Source organism: Pseudomonas putida (genome assembly GCF_001976065.1).
GTDB lineage: Bacteria > Pseudomonadota > Gammaproteobacteria > Pseudomonadales > Pseudomonadaceae > Aquipseudomonas > Aquipseudomonas serbica.
On sequence record NZ_MNAH01000003.1, the window covers coordinates 375,794 to 396,370 of the forward strand.

At 61.1% G+C, this 20,577-nt stretch carries 23 protein-coding genes; 11 read left to right on the plus strand and 12 right to left on the minus strand.

The window, feature by feature from the left end:
• Positions 1–59: 59 nt before the first annotated feature.
• The 6 genes from BKX96_RS12870 to BKX96_RS12895 all read right to left on the minus strand — a co-directional run bounded on the left by BKX96_RS12870 (position 60) and on the right by BKX96_RS12895 (position 7,023).
• Complete coding sequence (locus tag BKX96_RS12870) at positions 60–1,472, minus strand: amino acid permease (RefSeq protein WP_046816877.1); 1,413 nt, start codon at positions 1,470–1,472, stop codon at positions 60–62.
• Between the two features lie 853 nt (positions 1,473–2,325).
• Entirely contained in the window at positions 2,326–3,546 is a 1,221-nt protein-coding gene (gene rluB / locus BKX96_RS12875) for a 23S rRNA pseudouridine(2605) synthase RluB (protein ID WP_077184093.1), read from the minus strand.
• Between the two features lie 180 nt (positions 3,547–3,726).
• Positions 3,727–4,686 (minus strand): SMC-Scp complex subunit ScpB, encoded by a 960-nt coding sequence (scpB, locus tag BKX96_RS12880; protein ID WP_046816875.1) that lies wholly within the window; start codon positions 4,684–4,686, stop codon positions 3,727–3,729.
• 11 nt (positions 4,687–4,697) lie between these two features.
• Entirely contained in the window at positions 4,698–5,516 is an 819-nt protein-coding gene (locus BKX96_RS12885; RefSeq protein WP_046816874.1) for a segregation and condensation protein A, read from the minus strand.
• On the minus strand, positions 5,517–6,146 hold the full coding sequence (locus BKX96_RS12890) for an L-threonylcarbamoyladenylate synthase (RefSeq protein WP_046816873.1): 630 nt from the start codon (positions 6,144–6,146) through the stop codon (positions 5,517–5,519). It abuts the gene before it with no gap.
• 13 nt (positions 6,147–6,159) lie between these two features.
• Positions 6,160–7,023, minus strand: coding sequence for a PHP domain-containing protein (locus tag BKX96_RS12895; RefSeq protein ID WP_077184095.1), 864 nt, complete (start codon positions 7,021–7,023; stop codon positions 6,160–6,162).
• An 87-nt stretch (positions 7,024–7,110) separates the two neighbouring features.
• Between BKX96_RS12895 and BKX96_RS12900 the strand changes: the two genes are divergently transcribed.
• The 6 genes from BKX96_RS12900 (at position 7,111) to BKX96_RS12925 (ending at position 11,305) form a co-directional block, all read left to right on the plus strand.
• On the plus strand, positions 7,111–7,707 hold the full coding sequence (locus BKX96_RS12900; protein ID WP_033041940.1) for a septation protein A: 597 nt from the start codon (positions 7,111–7,113) through the stop codon (positions 7,705–7,707).
• A gap of 1 nt (position 7,708) precedes the next feature.
• Positions 7,709–8,008, plus strand: coding sequence for a YciI family protein (locus BKX96_RS12905; protein WP_077184096.1), 300 nt, complete (start codon positions 7,709–7,711; stop codon positions 8,006–8,008).
• A gap of 110 nt (positions 8,009–8,118) precedes the next feature.
• Positions 8,119–8,532, plus strand: coding sequence for an SH3 domain-containing protein (locus BKX96_RS12910; RefSeq protein ID WP_077184097.1), 414 nt, complete (start codon positions 8,119–8,121; stop codon positions 8,530–8,532).
• A gap of 7 nt (positions 8,533–8,539) precedes the next feature.
• On the plus strand, positions 8,540–9,217 hold the full coding sequence (locus BKX96_RS12915; protein ID WP_046816869.1) for a response regulator transcription factor: 678 nt from the start codon (positions 8,540–8,542) through the stop codon (positions 9,215–9,217).
• Positions 9,218–9,431: 214 nt separating this feature from the next.
• Positions 9,432–9,881 carry an LTXXQ domain protein gene (locus tag BKX96_RS12920; RefSeq protein ID WP_077184098.1) on the plus strand — a complete coding sequence of 150 codons (450 nt, stop codon included), beginning with the start codon at positions 9,432–9,434 and terminating at the stop codon, positions 9,879–9,881.
• An 80-nt stretch (positions 9,882–9,961) separates the two neighbouring features.
• On the plus strand, positions 9,962–11,305 hold the full coding sequence (locus BKX96_RS12925) for a sensor histidine kinase (RefSeq protein ID WP_046816867.1): 1,344 nt from the start codon (positions 9,962–9,964) through the stop codon (positions 11,303–11,305).
• Between the two features lie 78 nt (positions 11,306–11,383).
• On the opposite strand, the gene BKX96_RS12930 is transcribed toward BKX96_RS12925, so the two are convergent.
• The gene (locus BKX96_RS12930; protein ID WP_077184099.1) at positions 11,384–11,950 is read right to left on the minus strand and encodes an NAD(P)H nitroreductase; all 567 of its coding nucleotides are present in this window, start codon (positions 11,948–11,950) and stop codon (positions 11,384–11,386) included.
• Positions 11,951–12,069: 119 nt separating this feature from the next.
• Between BKX96_RS12930 and BKX96_RS12935 the strand changes: the two genes are divergently transcribed.
• Positions 12,070–13,524 carry a TrkH family potassium uptake protein gene (locus BKX96_RS12935; RefSeq protein WP_046816865.1) on the plus strand — a complete coding sequence of 485 codons (1,455 nt, stop codon included), beginning with the start codon at positions 12,070–12,072 and terminating at the stop codon, positions 13,522–13,524.
• Here BKX96_RS12935 and BKX96_RS12940 read toward each other — a convergent pair.
• Positions 13,481–14,542 carry an AraC family transcriptional regulator gene (locus tag BKX96_RS12940; RefSeq protein WP_218639277.1) on the minus strand — a complete coding sequence of 354 codons (1,062 nt, stop codon included), beginning with the start codon at positions 14,540–14,542 and terminating at the stop codon, positions 13,481–13,483. The genes BKX96_RS12935 and BKX96_RS12940 overlap by 44 nt on opposite strands.
• Positions 14,543–14,703: 161 nt before the next feature.
• On the opposite strand from BKX96_RS12940, the gene BKX96_RS12945 reads away from it, so the two are divergent.
• Positions 14,704–15,015 carry an Mpo1-like protein gene (locus BKX96_RS12945; protein ID WP_046816863.1) on the plus strand — a complete coding sequence of 104 codons (312 nt, stop codon included), beginning with the start codon at positions 14,704–14,706 and terminating at the stop codon, positions 15,013–15,015.
• 18 nt (positions 15,016–15,033) lie between these two features.
• Positions 15,034–15,624, plus strand: coding sequence for an HD domain-containing protein (locus BKX96_RS12950; RefSeq protein WP_077184101.1), 591 nt, complete (start codon positions 15,034–15,036; stop codon positions 15,622–15,624).
• Between the two features lie 133 nt (positions 15,625–15,757).
• Here BKX96_RS12950 and BKX96_RS12955 read toward each other — a convergent pair whose 3' ends face one another.
• On the minus strand, positions 15,758–16,573 hold the full coding sequence (locus BKX96_RS12955) for a UDP-2,3-diacylglucosamine diphosphatase (protein WP_046816861.1): 816 nt from the start codon (positions 16,571–16,573) through the stop codon (positions 15,758–15,760).
• Positions 16,574–16,731: 158 nt separating this feature from the next.
• Here BKX96_RS12955 and BKX96_RS12960 point away from each other — a divergent pair, with 158 nt between their 5' ends.
• Complete coding sequence (locus BKX96_RS12960) at positions 16,732–17,490, plus strand: helix-turn-helix transcriptional regulator (RefSeq protein ID WP_077184103.1); 759 nt, start codon at positions 16,732–16,734, stop codon at positions 17,488–17,490.
• A gap of 76 nt (positions 17,491–17,566) precedes the next feature.
• Complete coding sequence (locus BKX96_RS12965) at positions 17,567–18,460, plus strand: DMT family transporter (protein ID WP_077184104.1); 894 nt, start codon at positions 17,567–17,569, stop codon at positions 18,458–18,460.
• On the opposite strand, the gene BKX96_RS12970 is transcribed toward BKX96_RS12965, so the two are convergent.
• From BKX96_RS12970 to BKX96_RS12980, 3 genes are all read right to left on the minus strand, one after another.
• A complete protein-coding gene (locus tag BKX96_RS12970) occupies positions 18,454–18,741 on the minus strand; it encodes an Rdx family protein (protein ID WP_046816858.1) in 288 nt (95 codons plus the stop codon). The two genes, BKX96_RS12965 and BKX96_RS12970, sit on opposite strands and share 7 nt — an antisense overlap.
• Positions 18,742–18,788: 47 nt before the next feature.
• The gene (locus BKX96_RS12975) at positions 18,789–19,988 is read right to left on the minus strand and encodes a type IV pilus assembly protein FimV (protein WP_077184517.1); all 1,200 of its coding nucleotides are present in this window, start codon (positions 19,986–19,988) and stop codon (positions 18,789–18,791) included.
• Positions 19,989–20,117: 129 nt separating this feature from the next.
• Positions 20,118–20,552 (minus strand): MarR family transcriptional regulator, encoded by a 435-nt coding sequence (locus BKX96_RS12980; RefSeq protein ID WP_046816857.1) that lies wholly within the window; start codon positions 20,550–20,552, stop codon positions 20,118–20,120.
• Positions 20,553–20,577: the final 25 nt, after the last annotated feature.

Genomic DNA, 20,577 nt, shown 5'->3' on the forward strand with positions numbered 1-20,577 from the left:
GCCCTGCATTGCCCACAAAAAACCCGGCACATGGCCGGGTTTGTCGTTTCTGCGCGGAGTTACTCCACCGCTGGCTGCAAGGCGCGTTGCGCGCTGCGCTTGTTCTTGATGCCGTAGCAGACCCACATGAACACCAGCCACACCGGAATTGCGTACACCGAAGTCTGGATCCCCGGAATCAACAACATCACGCCGAGAATGAACAACACGAACGCCAGGCAGATGTAGTTGCCGTACGGGTACCAGAAGGCCTTGAACAGCGGCGTCTGTTTGGTCGCGTTCATGTGCTGGCGGAACTTGAAGTGCGAGTAGCTGATCATCGCCCAGTTGATCACCAGGGTGGCCACTACCAGCGACATCAGCAGTTCCAGCGCGTTCTGCGGGATCAGGTAGTTCAGCAGCACCGCGATCAGGGTCACGGCGGCCGAGGCCAGGATCGAACGTACCGGCACGCCGCGCTTGTCGATCTTCGCCAGTGCTTTGGGCGCATCGCCCTGTTCGGCCATGCCCAGCAGCATGCGGCTGTTGCAGTAGGTGCCGCTGTTGTACACCGACAAGGCCGCGGTCAGGACCACGAAGTTGAGGATGTGCGCAGCGGTGTTGCTGCCCAGCATCGAGAACACCTGCACGAACGGACTGCCGCTGTAGGAATCACCGGAGGCGTTCAGGGTGGCCAGCAAGCTGTCCCACGGAGTCAACGACAACAGGATCACCAGGGCACCGATGTAGAAAATAAGGATCCGGTAGATCACCTGGTTGATCGCTTTCGGGATCACGGTTTTCGGCTTGTCGGCTTCGGCTGCGGTGAAACCGAGCATCTCCAGGCCGCCAAAGGAAAACATGATGAACGCCATGGCCATCACCAGGCCGTTGACGCCGTTGGGGAAGAAGCCGCCGTGGGACCACAGGTTGCTGACCGCCGCTTGCGGGCCGCCATTGCCGCTGACCAGCAGGTAGCTGCCCAGGGCAATCATGCCGACGATCGCCACGACCTTGATGATCGCGAACCAGAACTCGGCCTCGCCAAAGACTTTGACGTTGGCCAGGTTGATCGCGTTGATCAGCACGAAGAAGGCCGCTGCGGAGACCCAGGTCGGGATGTCCGGTGCCCAGTAGTGGATGTATTTACCGACCGCCGTCAGCTCCGACATGCCGACCAGGATGTACAGGATCCAGCAGTTCCAGCCCGACAGGAAGCCGGCAAAGCCGCCCCAGTACTTGTGCGCGAAATGGCTGAAGGAGCCAGCCACCGGGTCTTCGACGATCATTTCGCCCAGCTGGCGCATGATCATGAAGGCAATGAAGCCGCAAATGGCATAGCCGAGGATCATCGACGGCCCGGCGGATTTCAGCACTCCGGCCGAGCCGAGGAACAGACCGGTACCGATCGCGCCACCGAGGGCAATCAGTTGAATGTGGCGATTTTTCAGGCCGCGTTTCAGCTCGCCCGAATGCGAGTTTTGTCCACTCATGAAAAGGGTCTCACGCAAGGTTTGATGATGTTCAGTAGGCGTTGCTGCTCAGGACAGAGGTTAAGCAGCGCCGATCAAACCCCAGCGCAGGCACCAGGAGTTCAGCGTATTTACAACGGTCATGCGTCACCTGTTTGTTTTTATCTGTGACGAAATCGAACCCGACGCGCTTGTGACGCGGCGGAGTGAACAAGGCGGATAGCCTTGAGGTTTGCGCATTTGCGCAGGAGGTCACAGGTAAAACGCGGCGCATTGTACACCTGTAACCCCCTGTTGCCAGACCCCGCTGGATCAGCGTGTCGGTAGCCGGGATTGCGTGTGTCCGCCTCGATGGGGTCGGGCGGCAGCAAAAAGGAGGTCAGACCTTTGCAGGTCCAGGACCGGGACGGTAGAAACACCGGCCCGCGATGAGAGCTGAAAATGGATTGCGGCGTTCATTGCGCCTCCTTTTTGTTATGCACCTGCACGACAGGCATGGCGCGCATGACACCTTGCATGGGGTCGGGAAACAAGCGGGCTAGAGCGTTGGGGGAAGGAGCAGAAGGAATGGAGCGTAAGGATTTTCTTACGGGATCAAAAGAAAGACGATTTCATGGGGTTAACCCTTGGATTTCGTCATGTTTTCTTTACAGCCTGTCATTTTGGCTTTCCACTTTGGGCATCTACCTGCTGGACTGACGCTTTCGCGAGCAGGCTCGCTCCCACAGGAGCCTGCGTTGTTCCACGGAAATGCGATCCCTTGTGGGAGCGGGCTTGCTCGCGAAGGCGTCCTCAAAAACACCACAGGGCTAAAATCAGGCACGAAAAAAAACGCCAACCCGAAGGTTGGCGTTTTTCGTGAAGCGCTTACCGATTACTCAGGCTTGCGACGACCAAAGCCCGGACGCTGACCGGAACCCGCCGGTGCGCCACGGCGCTTGCCCGATGGCGTATCACCGTCGACCAGCTTGATTCCAGGACGCTTCGGCGCTGGCTTGGCCGGACGCTTGGTGTCGGCCGGACGATCGGCTACCGGGGTACCACGGCCTTCGCCACGCTCGGTACGGCCATTGGCCGGACGCGGCGTGCGCGGACCGCGCTCACCGTCCTGACGGGCGGCTGGCTTGCGTGCCGGGCGCTCGCCTTCGATCTGCGGCTCGCGGCTGGCACGCGGTGCGGCCGGAGCGGCGGCTGCGCCAGTGGCCGGACGCAGGGTCCGTACGCGCTCGGTCTTGGCCATTGGACGCGACGACTTACGCTGCATCCGTTCAAGCTTGTCCTTGCTCTTGGCGTTCATCTGCGGCATCGCGACCGGCGTCAGGCCGACCTCGGCACTCAGGATGTCGACTTCGTACTGGCTCATTTCGCGCCAGCGGCCCATCGGCAGGTCGGAGTTGAGGAACACCGGACCGAAACGCACGCGCTTCAAGCGGCTGACCACCAGGCCCTGGGATTCCCACAGGCGACGAACTTCGCGGTTGCGACCTTCCATCACCACGCAGTGATACCAGTGGTTGAAACCTTCGCCACCTGGCGCCTGCTTGATGTCGGTGAACTTGGCCGGGCCGTCTTCGAGGACCACGCCGGCTTTCAGACGCTCGATCATCTCGTCATCGACTTCGCCACGCACACGTACCGCGTATTCACGGTCCATTTCGTAGGAAGGGTGCATCAGGCGGTTGGCCAGTTCACCGTCAGTGGTGAACATCAACAGACCGGTGGTGTTGATGTCGAGACGACCGATGTTGATCCAGCGGCCTTCTTTCGGCTTTGGCATCTTGTCGAACACGGTCGGGCGACCTTCCGGGTCGACACGGGTGCAGATCTCGCCGTCAGGCTTGTTGTACATGATCACGCGGCGGACCGACTCGGCAGCCTCTTCACGCTTGATTACCTTGCCATCGATGGTGATGGCGTCATGCATGTCAACGCGCTGGCCAAGGGTGGCGTCTTTGCCGTTGACCTTGATCCGGCCGTGGCTGATCCAGGCTTCCACGTCACGGCGCGAGCCGACGCCGATACGGGCGAGGACTTTCTGCAGCTTTTCGCCTGCTGGGCCGATTTCCTGGTCGTCTTTCTGGTCTTTGATACTCATCTGGGCACCTCCCGGTGTGTTCTGAAAACTGGGTACTTGAGCGAAGGGATCGCCGAAGGGTCGCGAATCATACGCGCATGTGGGCGTTTGCGCATCAGAGACTAGCTGATCAACGCAAGGTTATTTCTTTTTCCGCCGGCCGGTGATCCACTGTGAACACATTCCCCCTGTGGAACTGTGTCAGTCGTCGAATTCGCGGCGTTCGGCCTCGATGGCTTCGGCCAAGGCCAGGGCTTCGGCTTCCTCGTCGGACAACTCCGGCTCGGGTTTCGGTTGTTCGAGGGCAGCAACGGCGGCCAGGAGTTTTTCCCGGGCTTCGGCAACACCCAGGATGTCTTCTTCCTCCTCGGGTTCAGGCTCAACCGGCAAATCCACCTGCTCCGCTTCAACGTCAGGCTGCTCCTGATCAATCGCCGGCAGCTCACCATCACGCAACAAATCGTCGAAATCAGTCTTGATCCCCTCCTCCATGCTGTCCAGCTCCAGCAACAGCGTATGGAAACTGGTCTCTTCCTTGGGCTCTTCCGGCTCGGCGCTGGCGTCGGCCAGTTCCTGCAGCCCGGCGGGTACCGGTGCGTCGTCGAAATCGAGCACCGGATCCGGCTCCAGCTCGCGCACCTCGGCCAGCGGCGGCAGGTCATCCAGGTTCTTCAGATTGAAGTGATCGAGAAACGCCTTGGTGGTGGCGAACATCGCAGGCTTGCCCGGAACGTCGCGGTAACCGACGATGCGGATCCACTCGCGCTCCATCAGCGTCTTGACGATCTGGCTGTTGACCGCCACGCCCCGCACGTCTTCGATCTCGCCCCGGGTGATCGGTTGGCGATAGGCGATCAAGGCAATGGTTTCGAGCATGGCACGCGAGTAGCGCTGCGGCCGTTCTTCCCAAAGACGCCCCACCCACGGGGAGAATTTTTCACGGATCTGCAGGCGATAGCCGGAAGCGACCTCCTTCAACTCGTACGCACGGCCATCGCAGGACTTGCCCAGAAGGGTCAAGGCTTTCTTGAAGACCGCCGGTTCCGGGCGCTCAGCCTCTTCGAAGAGCTCGAACAGGCGCTCCAGGGATTGCGGTTTTCCGGAGGCCAACAGAAAGGCTTCGAGCAGTGGCGCCAGCTCGCGGGGTTCACTCAGGTTCATGATTGGACTCGTTATTCGGCTCTTGCTCGGACGTGGATCGCGGCGAACGGCTCATTTTGCACCAGCTCGACCAAGGATTCCTTGACCAGCTCGAGGATCGCCATGAAAGTCACGACAACCCCCAGGCGCCCTTCCTCGGCGGTGAACAGCTCGACAAACGGCACGAAACCGCCGCCCTTGAGCCGTTCCAGCACGTCGCTCATGCGTTCACGGGTGGACAGCGCCTCGCGGCTGACCTGGTGGCTTTCGAACATGTCGCCGCGGCGCAGCACCTCGGCCATGGACAGCAGAATCTCGGACAGGCGCACATCCGGCAACAGTTTGCGCGCCCGGGCCTCTGGGGCATCCAGCTTGGGCACCACCACGTCGCGACCGACCCGGCTCAGGCCATCGATGCCTTCGGCGGCAGCCTTGAAGCGCTCGTATTCCTGCAAGCGACGGATCAGTTCGGCGCGCGGGTCTTCTTCCTCGTCCTCGACGGTTTCGGCCCGCGGCAGCAGCATCCGCGACTTGATTTCGGCCAGCATCGCGGCCATCACCAGGTATTCGGCGGCCAGTTCCAGGCGCACCGACTGCATCAATTCGACATACCCCATGTACTGACGGGTGATTTCCGCTACCGGGATGTCGAGGATATTGATGTTCTGTTTGCGGATCAGGTACAGGAGCAGATCGAGGGGGCCTTCGAAGGCTTCGAGAAAGACTTCCAGCGCATCCGGCGGGATGTACAGGTCCAGCGGCATTTCCATGACCGCCTGGCCATAGACCATGGCGAAAGGCAGCTCTTGCTGGGCTCCGGCCTGACTGTCGACGGCTTCCACTGCGGACATCTAGGCCTCGACCATGAACGGCGCAGGGTCGCCGCAACCGACACGGATCACTTCCGGCTCGCCGTCGGCGAGGTTGATCACCGTGGAAGCCTTGATCCCGCCGAAACCGCCGTCGATGATCAGGTCGACCTGATGCTCGAGCAATTGGCGCATTTCATAAGGATCGGTCAAAGGATCCTCGTCGCCCGGCATGATCAGCGTCACGCTCATCAGCGGTTCACCCAGCTCTTCGAGCAGCGCCAGGGCAATCGGATGGCTCGGTACCCGCAGGCCGATGGTGCGTTTTTTCGGATGCAGCAGCAGGCGCGGGACTTCGCGGGTGGCATTGAGGATGAAGGTGTAGGGCCCCGGAAGATGAGCCTTGAGAATGCGGAAAGTGCCAGTGTCGATCTTGGCGAACAGCCCCAGCTGCGACAGATCACTGCAGATCAGCGCAAAGTTGTGCTTTTCGTCGAGCTGGCGCAGACGCCGAACGCGCTCCACGGCAACCTTGTCGCCGATCTGGCAACCAATGGCGTAGGAGGAGTCCGTGGGATAAATCACCACCCCGCCTTTGCGAATGATCTCGACAGCCTGCTTGATCAGGCGCGCTTGCGGGTTTTCCGGATGAATCTGGAAAAATTGACTCACATTCTCTACCTGTTCAGACGACGGCAATATTTGGGTCATGTTTGAATCGACACCACAGTGGTGGCAGATCCTCCGGAAGCGGGCGATATTCGCCGATCTCGGACCAGCCTCCAGGGCCATGAAAATCACTGCCGGCGCTGACCAGCAGACCAAACTCGCGGGCCAGAATGGCCAGGCTGCCCACTTGCTCGGCAGGCTGATAGCCATTGACCACCTCGATCGCATGGCCCCCTGCTTGAATATAGTCGGCAATCAGGCGGCGGCGCTTGCTGCGAGTGAATTCGTAATGCCAGGGGTGGGCCAGACTGACCCAGGCCTTGGCCGCGCGCAGGGTTTCGACGGTTTCTTCCAGGGTCGGCCAGTGTTGCTTGACGTCGCCCAGCTTGCCGGCGCCCAGCCATTTGCGGAATGCTTCAGCGCGATCCTTGACGAAACCTTCGCGCACCATCCAGTCCGCGAAGTGCGGACGGGCCGGTGCGTTGCCGCTGTCACCCAGGGTCTGCTGGACTTCCCGGGCGCCTTCCAGCGCACCCGGCATGCCTTTGAGTGCCAGTTTGCGGCTGATTTCCTCGGATCGTAGCCAGCGGCCATCGCGCAATTTGGCAATCGCCTCGACCAACGGCGCGGCATCGACGTCGAAGCCATAGCCCAGCACGTGAATGGTCGCGCCGCCCCAGGTGCAGGATAATTCGACGCCGTTGACCAGCTGCATCCCCAGCGCATGCGCGGCGTGACGGGCCTCGTCGAGGCCTTCAAGGGTGTCGTGATCGGTCAAGGCCAGGACTCGCACGCCTTTCTCGAACGCACGCGCAACCAGAACCGCAGGCGCCAGGGCGCCATCGGAGGCCGTGCTATGGCAGTGCAAATCAACATTCACAGGGCTTTGTAACCTCAAATCAGCTGGCGCTATCGCGCGCCCATATGTTTGTTATTATGCCGCCACATCCTGCTTCTGGCTGCCACTGTGAAACAATTCATCGATTTCATCCCGCTCCTGCTGTTTTTCATCGTCTTCAAGATCGATCCTCGGGTCGTCGACATTGCCGGCCACGAGGTCACTGTCGGCGGTATCTACAGCGCCACCGCGATGCTGATCATCAGCTCCCTGGTGGTCTACGGCACGCTGTTCATCAAACAGCGCAAGCTGGAGAAGAGCCAGTGGCTGACCCTCATCGCCTGCCTGGTCTTCGGCAGCCTGACCCTGGCCTTCCACAGCGAAACCTTCCTGAAATGGAAAGCCCCGGTGGTCAACTGGCTGTTCGCCCTGGCGTTCATCGGCAGTCACTTCATCGGCGACCAACTGCTGATCAAGCGCATCATGGGCCACGCACTGACCCTGCCGGAACCGGTCTGGACGCGCCTGAACATCGCCTGGATCGCATTTTTCCTGTTTTGCGGTGCCGCCAACCTGTTCGTCGCGTTCACGTTCCAGAGCTACTGGGTCGACTTCAAGGTCTTCGGCAGCCTGGGCATGACTTTGCTGTTCCTGGTCGGCCAGGGCATCTACCTGTCCCGCCACCTGCACGACGCCGATACCACAACGCCGAAAACCGAGGACTGACATGCATTACGCAATCATTGCCACAGACGTCGCCAACTCCCTGGAAGCCCGCCTGGCCGCTCGGCCTGCGCACCTTGAGCGCCTGCAAGTACTCAAGGGTGAAGGCCGGATCGTGTTGGCCGGCCCGCATCCGGCGGTCGACAGCAATGATCCGGGGGCAGCGGGTTTCACCGGCAGCCTGATCGTCGCCGAATTCGACTCCCTGGGCGCCGCACAGGCCTGGGCCGACGCTGACCCGTACATCGCCGCAGGCGTCTACGCCAACGTTGTGGTCAAGCCTTTCAAGCAAGTCCTTCCGTAACGCCCCTTTGCGCGGTGAACCTTATCGGTTCATCGCGTTCTCAATCGCTCATTATTCTCCTTTGCCTGCCGACAAACTCCCCAATATCCGTATTGGAATCAGGAGTCGCGATGCGCAAAGGTCCGCTGTGTCTGATGTTGGTGACGTTGTCGATCGTGGCGCCCGCCCACGGTGAAGAAGCCGTCGATGGCGCGAACTCCACGCCGCTGTCCTTGAGCGCCGGCAGTCAGATCAATGAATTGCAGCAACGCTTGAAGGAAAGCGAGCGGCAGCGAGAAGAACTGAGCAAACAACTGAACAGTGCCGATGGCGAACGCGAAAGCGTCCAGCTGGTCCGGTTGCGCCAGGAGAATCAGCGACTCAAGCTGCAACTTCGGGAAGTACAGGCCGGCAGTTCGATCCCGCGCTGGTTGACCGATCAGCAACAGTGGTTCGTCATTGGCGCCGGGGTGGCGCTATTGGCCCTGCTCTGCGGTATCTTCGCCAGTGGTGCGAGGCGAAAACGTCGACAATGGCTAAATTGAGTGATCCATGAGCGAGCTGTTACTAATTGATGATGACCAGGAGCTGTGCGAGCTCTTGAGCAGCTGGCTGAGCCAGGAAGGATTTCAGGTGCGCGCCTGCCACGATGGCCAGAGCGCCCGTCGCGCACTGGCGCAAACCTCCCCGGCCGCCGTGGTGCTGGACGTAATGTTGCCGGACGGAAGCGGCCTGGAACTGCTCAAGCAGCTGCGCAGCGATCATCCGGACTTGCCGGTGCTGATGCTTTCAGCCCGCGGCGAACCCCTGGACCGCATCCTTGGTCTGGAGCTCGGTGCCGACGACTATCTGGCCAAACCCTGCGACCCGCGGGAACTGACGGCCCGTCTGCGCGCCGTGCTGCGCCGCAGCCATCCGGCGCCGACGTCCAGCCAGATCGAGCTGGGCGACCTGTGTTTCAGCCCGGTGCGCGGTGTGGTCAGCATCGATGAACAGGAGTTCACCCTGACGGTTTCCGAAAGCCGCCTGCTCGAAGCCCTGCTCAAGCAGCCCGGCGAGCCGCTGGACAAACAGGAGCTGGCGCAAATCGCCCTCGGCCGCAAGCTGACCCTGTACGACCGCAGCCTCGACATGCACGTGAGCAACCTGCGCAAAAAGATCGGCCCGCATCCTGATGGCCGCCCGCGCATCGTGGCGCTGCGCAGCCGCGGCTACTACTACAGCCTCTGATTCCAAACATCCCCTGTAGGAGCCCGGCTTGCCGGCGATGACGATCTCGAGGACGCCATCACCGGCAAGCCGGGCTCCTACAGGGAGTGGTTTTGTCAGGTAGTGATAAAACCATCTTTACCCAAGCTTTACCTACCGCTGACCGCCGCTGACCTTGATCTGCGTAATCTGAACTCATCCGGAACGTACCGGGAATGAGACAAGGAGATTCACCATGCGCAAGACCCTTATCGCTCTGATGTTCGCCGCCGCCCTGCCAACCGTTGCCATGGCCATGCCTGAAGGCACAGGCCCGATGGATGGGCCGATGGACGGCTCGCGTCACGGTGGTCAGATGCACGGCACGCACGGCAAAGGCCCGTACAGTCAACTGGACCTGAGCCGCGAGCAGCGCGAGCAGATCCGCAAGATCATGGGCGAGCAGATGCACGAGCGTAAGCAAGTGGTCGACAAGTACCTGGAAAAACTCTCGCCAGCCGACCAGAAAGCCATGAAGGATGAAATGGCCGCCAACCACAAGAAAGCCGAAGCAGACGTGCGCGCCTTGCTGAAGCCGGATCAACAGAAGAAATTCGACGAGATCCAGAAAAAACAGGCTGAACGTCGCGCCGAGTGGGCCGAGTTCAAGGCGTGGAAAGCGCAACAGGCACAAAAAGCGCAATAATGTGCTAACACCAGGCCCAACGGCTGAATACCGTTGGGCCTGGTCATTTTGATGGTCTGTGTTTGTTTTGAGGGATTTCTGTGCGCTCATTGTTCTGGCGGATCCTGGCCAGCTTCTGGCTGGCCATCGCCCTGGTTGCAGGGTTTTCCATTCTGCTCGGGCACATGCTCAATCAGGATACGTGGATACTCAGCCGCCATCCGGGCCTCAATACCCTGGCCGAGCAATGGACGCAGACCTACGAATCCCAAGGCGAAGACGCGGCCCAGGACATCCTGCAACAACGCAAGCGCCAATATCACATCGACGTCCAGGTGCTCAACGAGAGCGGCGACCCGGTGGTGCGCGGCACCTTCCCACGGCGCGCGGCTGCCTTTGAAGCGCGGCAGAACAACGATGACCGTCGCCTGCCCTGGCGGCGCCTGACCGATGAATTCACCAGCGACAAAAGCGGTGACACCTACTTGTTCATCTACCGGATTCCCCATCCGGAACTCGACGCCTGGCACCGTGAAAGCCTGCTCTGGCCATTGAGTGCGTTGGGGATCGCCTTGGTGGTACTGACCCTGTTCAGCCTGCTGGTGACCCTTTCCATCACCCGCCCGCTCAGCCGTTTACGCGGCGCAGTGCATGACCTGGGACAAACCACCTACCAACAGAACAGCCTGGTAAAACTGGCCAACCGCCGCGATGAATTCGGCGTCCTGGCCAACGACTTCAACCGCATGGGTGCGCGCCTGCAAAGCCTGATCGGCAGTCAACGACAATTGCTGCGCGATGTGTCCCACGAACTGCGGTCCCCGCTTGCCCGGCTGCGTATCGCGCTGGCTTTGGCCGAACGGGCCAGCCCTGAGGAACGGGAAAAACTCTGGCCGCGCCTCACCCGCGAATGCGATCGTCTCGAAGCGCTGATCAGCGAAATCCTCGTGCTGGCGCGGGTCGATGCCGATAACGCCAGCGCCGAAGACGTGGATCTCAACGCGCTGCTCACGACCCTGCAGAAAGATGCACAACTGGGTTCACCCGATCAGCTCGTGCACCTGGAAGCCGAGTCACAGCTGACCCTCAAGGGTTGGCCAACCATGATCGAACGCGCCGTGGACAATCTGCTGCGCAACGCCCAGCGCTTCAACCCGGCGGGCGGTCTGCCGATTGAAATGCAGGCTTTACGCCAAGGGGACCGGATTGTGGTGACCGTGCGTGACCATGGGCCGGGGGCAGAGGCTGAACATTTGCGCCAGCTGGGCGAGCCGTTCTATCGCGCGCCCGGGCAGACGGCGGCCGGGCATGGCCTGGGACTGGCGATTGCGCGCCGTGCGGCGGAACGGCATGGCGGAAGCCTGGTGCTGGCCAATCACCCGGAGGGTGGGTTCATTGCCACCCTGGAGTTTCCGCTCGTGCCGGGAGCAGTAGTTCAACCCTGAGGCAACCCCCAAACTATATGAACGGCACCGATCCATTGTGGGAGCGGGCTTGCCCGCTCCCACAATGGATCGGTGGTGTCAGGCTTTACTCGGCCAGGCGCTGACGAACTCGGCCAGGTCAACCTTCTCCGCCACCCGCGGCTCTTTCAGCGGCGTACCCAGGTACAGGAAGGCAATCACCTCTTCACCTTCGGCCAGGCCCAACCCCTTGGCCACATGCGGCGAGTAGGCCAGGTCACCGGTGCGCCAGACCGCGCCGATGCCCTGCGCATAGGCTGCCAGCAAAATCCCGTGCGCCGCACAACCTGCGGCCAGCAACTGCTCGGATTTCGGATATTTGACGTGCTCCTGCACCCGCGCAATCACCACGACCACCATCGGTGCCCGCAGCGGTCCGTTACGCGCCTTATCGATGGCCGCTTCGGTGACTTCAGCGTCCTGCAGCTTCGCCGCTTCGGCCAGCAACTCGCCCATTTGCTCACGCGCCGCGCCTTCGACCGTCAGGAAACGCCAAGGCTGCAAATGGCCGTGATCCGGGGCGCGCATGGCTGCGGCAAACAGCACTTCGCGTTGCGCCTGGGTGGGTGCCGGTTCGATCAGGCGCGGGACGGAAACACGGTTGAGCAAAACGTCGAGAGCCTGCATCGGCCACCTCCAGAAAAAATTGTGCGGCTATTCTAGCTGTAACTCCTGAGACAGTGCGGTTTACATGCCCTGCCCCGCAGGTAGAATGGCGCCCTCCTTACTTCAGCCGAGCGGATTTCATGGCGTTGCCGACCTTACGTCTCATTGGTTTCATCATCGGCATCTTCCTGATAACGCTGGCCATCGCCATGGTCGTGCCCATGGGCACGCTGGTGATCTTCGATCGCACCGGCGACCTGCCATCGTTTCTCTGGGCCAGCATGATCACCTTTGTCGCCGGCCTCGCCCTGGTCATTCCCGGGCGCCCCGAGCATGTCCACCTGCGGCCGCGAGACATGTACCTGCTGACCGTCAGCAGCTGGCTGGTGGTGTGCATCTTCGCCGCCCTGCCGTTCCTGCTGACCCAGCACATCAGCTACACCGATTCATTCTTCGAAAGCATGTCCGGCATCACCGCCACCGGCTCGACAGTGCTCAACCACCTGGACAACATGTCACCCGGCATCCTGATGTGGCGCTCGCTGCTGCACTGGATCGGCGGCATTGGCTTCATCGGCATGGCGGTCGCGATCCTGCCGCTGCTGCGCATTGGTGGCATGCGGCTGTTCCAGACCGAGTCGTCGGACCGCTCCGAGAAAGTCATGCCCCGTTCGCACATGGTGGCGCGCTTGATCGTGGCGGCCTACGTCGGCATCACCATTTTTGGCAGCCTGGCATTCTGGTGGGCCGGGATGAGCCCGTTCGATGCAATCAACCATGCGATGTCAGCGATCTCCACCGGCGGCTTCTCGACCTCGGACCAGTCCTTGGCCAAGTGGACGCAACCGGCGGTGCATTGGGTGGCGATCGTCATCATGATTCTCGGCAGCCTGCCGTTCACCCTGTACGTGGCGACCCTGCGTGGCAACCGCCGGGCGCTGATCAAGGATCAACAGGTACAGGGCTTGCTCGGCATGCTGCTGGTAACCTGGCTGGTGCTCGGCACCTGGTACTGGTGGACCACCAAGCTGCATTGGCTGGAGGCGCTACGGCATGTGGCGCTGAACGTGACGTCGGTGGTCACCACCACCGGCTTTGCACTGGGGGACTACAGCCTGTGGGGCAATTTCTCGCTGATGTTGTTCTTCTACCTGGGTTTTGTCGGCGGCTGTTCCGGTTCGACCGCTGGCGGGATCAAGATTTTCCGCTTCCAGGTCGCCTACATCCTGCTCAAGGCCAACCTTAACCAGCTGATTCACCCGCGTGCGGTGATCAAGCAGAAGTACAACGGCCACCGCCTCGATGAAGAGATCGTGCGCTCGATCCTGACCTTTTCGTTCTTCTTTGCCATCACCATCTGCGTGATCGCACTGTTGCTGTCACTGCTCGGGGTGGACTGGATGACCGCGTTGACCGGCGCCGCCAGCACCGTGTCCGGCGTCGGGCCGGGGTTGGGCGAGACCATCGGCCCGGCAGGTAACTTCGCTTCCCTGCCGGACGCGGCCAAGTGGATTCTCTCGTTCGGCATGCTGCTGGGCCGTTTGGAGATCATTACGGTGTTTGTGCTGTGTATTCCGGCGTTCTGGCGTCACTGACCGGCGCAGGCGTTCCCATCAGCCGCGCCCGGTATTCGCCGGGTGTGGTGTCGAACCAGCGGCGGAAGGCACGGAAGAAATTGCTCGGATCAGCGAATCCCAGCAGATAGGCGATTTCCAGCAGGGTCATGGTCGGTTGCGCCAGGTACTGCTCGGCCAGCTCGCGACGGGTGTCGTCGAGCAACGTCTGAAAACTCGTGCCCTCCTCCTGTAGACGCCGTTGCAAGGTGCGTTGCGACAAGTGCAACGTTTGCGCCACGGCATCGCGCTTGGGTTCGCCCTGTGGCAGCAGACGGCACAGGACCTGGCGCGCCTTGTGCGTGACCCGACTCTCGGAAAACCGCGCCAGGTATTCGCCGGCAAATCGGTCATGCAACAGCGCCATGGCCTCGTTCGCCGTCGGCAGCGGCGCTTCCATGTCCGCACGTTCAAATATCAACGCATCGTAGGGCGCGTTGAACACCAGCGGCGCATGAAAGGCTTGTTTGTAGGGTTCGAGATCGACCGGTTGATCACCCTGCACCAGCACCTTGCGCGGGTGCAGCGTGCGCCCCGTCAGCCAGCCGCACAGTGCCAGGGCGCAGGCCAACGAGGCCTCGGCGCTTTGCCGGGTCGGCGGCAAATGGTCGCCATGCACCGTCAGGATCAGCGCATAACCTTCATCCAGCAGGCGGAAACTCAGGTCGGCGCTTTCGGCAATGATCCGCTGGTAACGTACCAGTCGCTTGAACCCTTCAGCCAGGGTCTGGCTGGACATCAGGGCGTAACCGGTGACATGGAACTGGGCCGGTCGCACCACCTTGCCCATGTTCAGGCCAATCGCCGGGTTGCCGGACAGTTCAACCGCCCGTTGCCACAGTCGTGTCATGGAATCTTGCGGGAAGCGCGCATCCGGATCATCCAGTGCCGCGTAGTCGAGCCCCAGCTGATTGAACAGAACCCGGCAATCCAGGCCGTCCATTTCCAGTGCCTTGACAATCCCCATCGCCCAGCTTGCAGAAGTCGTTCGTTCGCTCATGGCGTTTACTGTCTTGGTGAGCCGTCTTTCGCGGCAGGTTTTCCGAAGGATACTAAAGTGGCGCCTATTGTCACTGGCTCCCGCCAATGATCACTCTAGACTCAAATAAGCTACCCGCAGAACAACTTGCAGCCAGAACAATAACCACAGAGATTGCGGTCGTGGAAAACATCAAGCGTTTCAACACCTTCGCTGAGTTTTACCCGTATTACCTCAGCGAACACAGCAACAGTACTTGCCGACGATTGCACTTCATCGGCACGACGCTGGTCATTTTCATTGTGGCGCTGACCATTGGTCGGGGCGCCTGGACGCTGTTGTGGGTATTGCCGCTGGCCGGTTACAGCTTCGCCTGGGCCGGACATTTCTTCTTCGAGAAGAATCGTCCTGCAACCTTTCAGCACCCTTTCTACAGCCTTCTCGGTGATTTCGTCATGTACCGCGACATGATCCTGGGACGCGTGCCGTTCTAGACCAGCAGAGGATTGTCGATGAATGCCAATGCCCGTTTCACCCACATGAAGGATGGCACGCAGGAAGACTGGGCGATCATCGCCGCGGACTTCAGCGCCTACGCTCGGCAGTTGCCGATACGGATCGCGGCGCACCTGAAGTTGCTCGAAGGTGACTTCGGCGGTTTCCCCGTGGACCGCCTGACCCACTCGCTGCAAACCGCCACCCGCGCCTGGCGCGATGGCCGTGATGAAGAGTACGTGGTCTGCGCCCTGCTTCATGACATCGGTGACACCCTGGGGTCCTACAACCACCCGGACATCGCCGCAGCGATCCTCAAGCCGTTCGTCAGCGCGGAGAATCTGTGGATGGTGGAACAGCACGGGATTTTCCAGGGCTACTACTTCTTTCACCACCTGGGGATGGATCGGCATCTGCGCGAGCAATTCAGCGATCACCCGCAATACCAGGCGACCATCGAGTTTTGCGCCAAATACGATGCGGCGGCGTTTGATCCAGCTTATGACACGCTGCCATTGAGCTTCTTCGAGCCGATGATGGAGCGCTTGTTTGCGCAGCCGAAACACTCGATCTACAAGGCGGCGATGGACGAATATTCACCGGCCTGAAAGTCCTCGGGGGCCTGGACTGGCCTCTTCGCGAGTATCTCACCCCACAGTTGACCGCGTTCATTCGGGAAAAATGCGATCCAATCGTGGGAGCGAGCCTGCTCGCGAAGAGGCCAGTACGATCAGCGAAATTTCAAGCCAGCTCCGCCACCTTCGCAGCCTTCAACACCGCCTCCCGCGCCTGGGCATCCGCCAGGCGATACAACTCGATCGTGCCATCCCAATGCTCGATCAGTGCCGTGCACGACTCCACCCAGTCGCCACAATTGAGGTAATCCACCTCACCCACCTTGCGAATCTCGGCATGGTGGATGTGCCCGCACACCACGCCGTGGAGTTCGCGCTTGACGCACTCATGGGCGATGGCCTCTTCAAAATCGCTGATGAAGCTGACCGCGGTCTTTACCTTGTGCTTGAGGTACGCCGACAGCGACCAATAGCCGTAGCCATAACGGGCGCGCCAATGATTGAGCCAGCGGTTTAGGGTCAGGGTGAATTCGTAGGCCGAGTCACCGAGAAACGCCAGCCAGCGGTGATAGCGAGTAATCACATCGAACTGGTCACCGTGGATCACCAGCAAGTGCCGGCCATCGGCAGTCACGTGCACCGCTTCGTCCACCAACTGGATATTGCCCAGGATCAGTTTCGAATAGCGGCGCAGGAATTCGTCGTGGTTGCCCGTGACGTAGATCACCTCGGTGCCGCGCTTGCTCATGGTCAGCAGGCGCCGGATCACATTGGTGTGCGCCTGTGGCCAGTACATGCCGCCGCGTAGTTTCCAGCCATCGATGATGTCGCCGACCAGGTAGATCTTGTCCGCGTGATAGCCCTTGAGAAACTGCGACAGGTGCTCGGCCTGGCAATCGCGCGTACCCAGGTGCACATCGGAGATCCACAGGGTCCGCACACGTTGCTTACGACTGGGTTTGGCGAGCTCGGCGCTGGTCATGGGCAACCCTCAGGACAAGTTTTGGCAAGCTTGACCCGGTCGGGTTAATGCCCCATGACAGCAGCAAGTCAGTCCTGTGACAGCGCGTACAAGCCGTGTCGGTGTAGACTGCGACCTGACTCATCAACCTGCAATGAGAGCCTGTAACGAGAGCCGCGATGAGACCGATCCTTACCCTGCGCCAGTACACCCATGACCTGATCGTCCACAGCCATGAGCACGCGCAACTGGTGTTCGGGCTGTCGGGTGCGCTGGATTTCGAAGTCGACGGGCGTGGCAGTCAGGTGGTCCAGCAAAGCTTCGTGGTGATTCCCTCCGGTTTTCACCATGCCTGCGGCAGCCCCAATGGCAGTCGATGCCTGGTCCTGGACGTGCCCGGCGATCAATGGCTTGGCCAGTCCCTGGGTGATCATGCCGATGCCAGTCGACGCCTGCTCGACAACGCCGGCCGCTTGTCGCTGGATGCGGGACAGAGCCAGTTGGTCGAGTGGCTGGCCAACAGCCCGGTCGATGACCCGGTCATTGCGCAACAAGGCGCGGTGCTGCTGCTGGCCAGCCTCAACAACGCCAGGCCAGAATCAATCGGCGGCCGGCGGTTGCCCTACGCGGCGCTGAATGCGCACATCGACCAATACGCCGCCTACCCGCTGCAAGTCGCCGACCTGGCTCGAGTGGCCGGTCTTTCCAGCGCCCGTTTGCACGCACGGTTCGTCGCCGAATGCGGGCAGACGCCGATGGACTACATCCGCAGCCGACGCCTGCACAAGGCCGTGGGATTGCTGCGCCATTCGGCATTGCCCATTGGCGAGATTGCCTGCCGGGTCGGTTACAGCTCCCAGAGTGCGTTTGCCGCCGCGGTGCTCCGCGAGTTCGGCGCGTCGCCGGGCAGGCTACGGCGCGAGGCTGGCGACAAATAACGCGAGTCTGGCGACAGACACCGCGGTAGCGGGCGCGGTTAAATGACCGGGTTCACGACCTTTATCAAGGATTGCCATGACTCCCCGTACCGCCTTGGGCGCCCTGCATATCGGCGCATTGATGTTCGGCCTGACCGGCGTGTTCGGCAAACTCGCCGCCGCCTCTGCGGCAATCATCGTTTTCGGCCGGGCGGCGTTCGCGGTCATGGCGCTTGCGTTCTTTGCACGCTTTGCCAGCCAGACCCGTTGGCGGAGACTCGAAGCGGTGGATGTGCGCCGTCTGCTGCTCAGCGGTCTGCTATTGGCCGGGCACTGGGTGAGTTTCTTCATTGCGGTGAAGGTCGCCGGCGTGGCCATCGCAACCCTGGGCTTTGCCAGCTTCCCGGCTTTTACCGTCATCCTTGAAGGGCTGATTTTCCGCGAGCGGATCCGCGCCAATGAAATCCTCCTGGTAGCGCTGGTGAGTGTCGGGCTGGTGCTGGTCACACCTGATTTCGATCTGGGCAGTGGCGCTACAACCGGATTGCTCTGGGCGATCACCTCAGGCCTGCTGTTCGCACTGTTGTCGCTGACCAACCGCGCCAGCTCCGCGCGTATCCCGCCAGTACAGGCGGCGTTGTGCCAGAATGTGGTGGTCGGATTGTGTCTGTTACCGGCAGCAGCCCCGCACCTGAGCGAAGTGCGGGCGATCGACTGGCTTTGGATCGGCCTGCTCGGAGTGTTCTGCACCGGCGTCGCCCACAGCCTCTTTGTCGCCAGCCTGGCGGTGATCAAGGCGCGGACCGCCGCCGTGGTCTTTGCGCTGGAGCCGGTCTACGGGATCACCATGGCCTGGCTGCTGTTCGATGAAAACCCGACCCTGCGCATGCTGCTTGGCGGCGCATTGATCATCGTCGCGATCGTGGTGTCGAGCAGGCTTTCCAGCGGTTCGAGCAAGAAAACCGTTGCCGCCGAGGCGGTGTCTCACTGAGTGCGATCGTTATGCCCCAGGTCGCGGTCCGGATCGATCTGGTCGCGGACCCGCTGCTTGAGCACCTTGGCCTCGGGGAAACCGCCGTCAGCCTTGCGCTCCCAGAGCTGCACCTGGTCACAGAAAATGTGAAAGACCCCGCCCGTACCGGGCACCAGGGACACCTTGCCCAGGTCATCGCCAAAGGTGCTGAGCAACTCCTGGGCCAGCCAGGCCGCACGCAACAGCCACTGGCATTGGGTGCAATAGGTGATGACGATTTCCGGTTTGCTGGCGGTCATGATTGGCGACATTCCTGAGACAGAGGGCGCCATCATGATAACGGTCTTTATTGCCGGTAGGAGCCTTCGTCATGAGCGGGTTCGATCACCCATTCAATCTCGGGCTCGGGCAGCGCTGGCGCTCTCGGCGGCGGCTCGGCGGAAGGCGATATGTCCATCGGGCCCAAATCCCAGTTCGCATCCATCGACAAGTCGTCCAGGTTCAACTGGAACTCATCGGCAGGTAATGGCGGCGAGGCCGTAACCAAGGGCAAAATCGCCGATGTTGCAAGCGCGACCGGCGCAAGAGTTTCCAATGGCGAATGACGGATGGGAACTTCCTGAAGTATCTGCCCATCGTGCGCCGCTGCTGGACCGGGCAGCGGGTCTTGTTGCGATGGCTCCAGTGCTATCTGGCCCTGCCGTGGTTGACGACGAACCCACACCAGCAATAACGCCAACGCCACCAGCGCCAACAACCCACCGATCAATAACCCGTTCGGACCAGGCTCCACCACTGGCGCTGGCGCCACGTCTACCCGATCCGACGGTGCCGGCTTGACCTCGGCCAACCGGGTTTGCAGTTCGGCCACCTGCGTTTTCTCAAAGGCGATCTGCTCGTCCTGCGCCTTGAGTTTTGCATTGAGTTCATCGACGGTCGCCTGCAGCTGTTGGTTGTGCAGCACGCTGGTGGCCAGTTGTTCAGCCAAAGGATCCACTGCGGGGGCGGTGACAGGCTTTGCTGCCGATTCCGTGCGGGCAGGTAATGCGGCGACTGCCGGCTCAACACTCGGGAAGGCAGAAGAGGGACGGTTCACCGGTGGTTCATCACTGACGGGGGCAATATCCCCGGTGCCCGGAGGATCGATGAGTACGGTGTACTCGCGCAACAAGCGACCATTGGGCTGGTCGAGCTGCACCAGAAAATCCAGGTAGGGTTCCTTGACCGGTTTGCTGGAGCTGACCCGGATCAGACTGCGGTTACCCCGCAGGATGGGCGTGAATGTCAGGTCGTTGAGGAAGAGCACCCGCTCGACCCCGGCGCGGCTGAACTCGTCTGCCGTCGCCAGGCTGACCGCCAGCTCGCCCTCTGCAAGTCCTGCAGCATCCACCAGGGCGATGTCGGCGCGCAGCGGCTGATTCAATGCCGAGTGCAGGGTGATTTCACCCAGGCCCAGCGCCGACACCCACGCCGAGTAGGTGACAGTGGCACTCGCCAGCAACAACCTGGCGCCATACCGTACAACCAATAGCCGACTCTGGAGCATGAACATCCCTTAGGTAACCAAAAAACCAATCTGCACGTGTTCGCACATCCGGTACGAACACGATATTGCCGACTAGTTCTTATAGTCCGCCCAATGCCCCGCCTCAAAAGCCTGGCGGGGGGATGTGTCTCAGGATTTTTCGAGGTTGCCCAGAATATGCCCGTGAACGCGCATGCAGACCTTTATATCCGCTTCATCGACGCCTTCGAAGAGTTCATGCCGCAGCTGGGTGGCAATGGTTTCAATTTGTTCGATAAGGGGAAGCGCCGAGGCACACAGCACGATTTTTTTTGCCCGACGGTCTTCCAGCACGGCTTGTCGTTGCACCAGGCCCTGGCTTTCCAGACTGTCGAGCAGCCGAGCCAGGGTCGGCCCCTCCACACCGACGCTTTGCGCCAGCTCGCGCTGGGTCGGCGCTTGCTCGAAGCGCGCCAGGTGCAGCAGCACCAGCCAGCGGGCCTGGGACAAGCCGAGTCCGGCAAGACGGCGGTCGAGCTCGGCGCGCCAGCCACGCGACATCTGGGCCAGTTGCATGCCAAAACGGTGTTGATCGGTCAACGGCATAAAACACTCATGATCAGACTGAAAT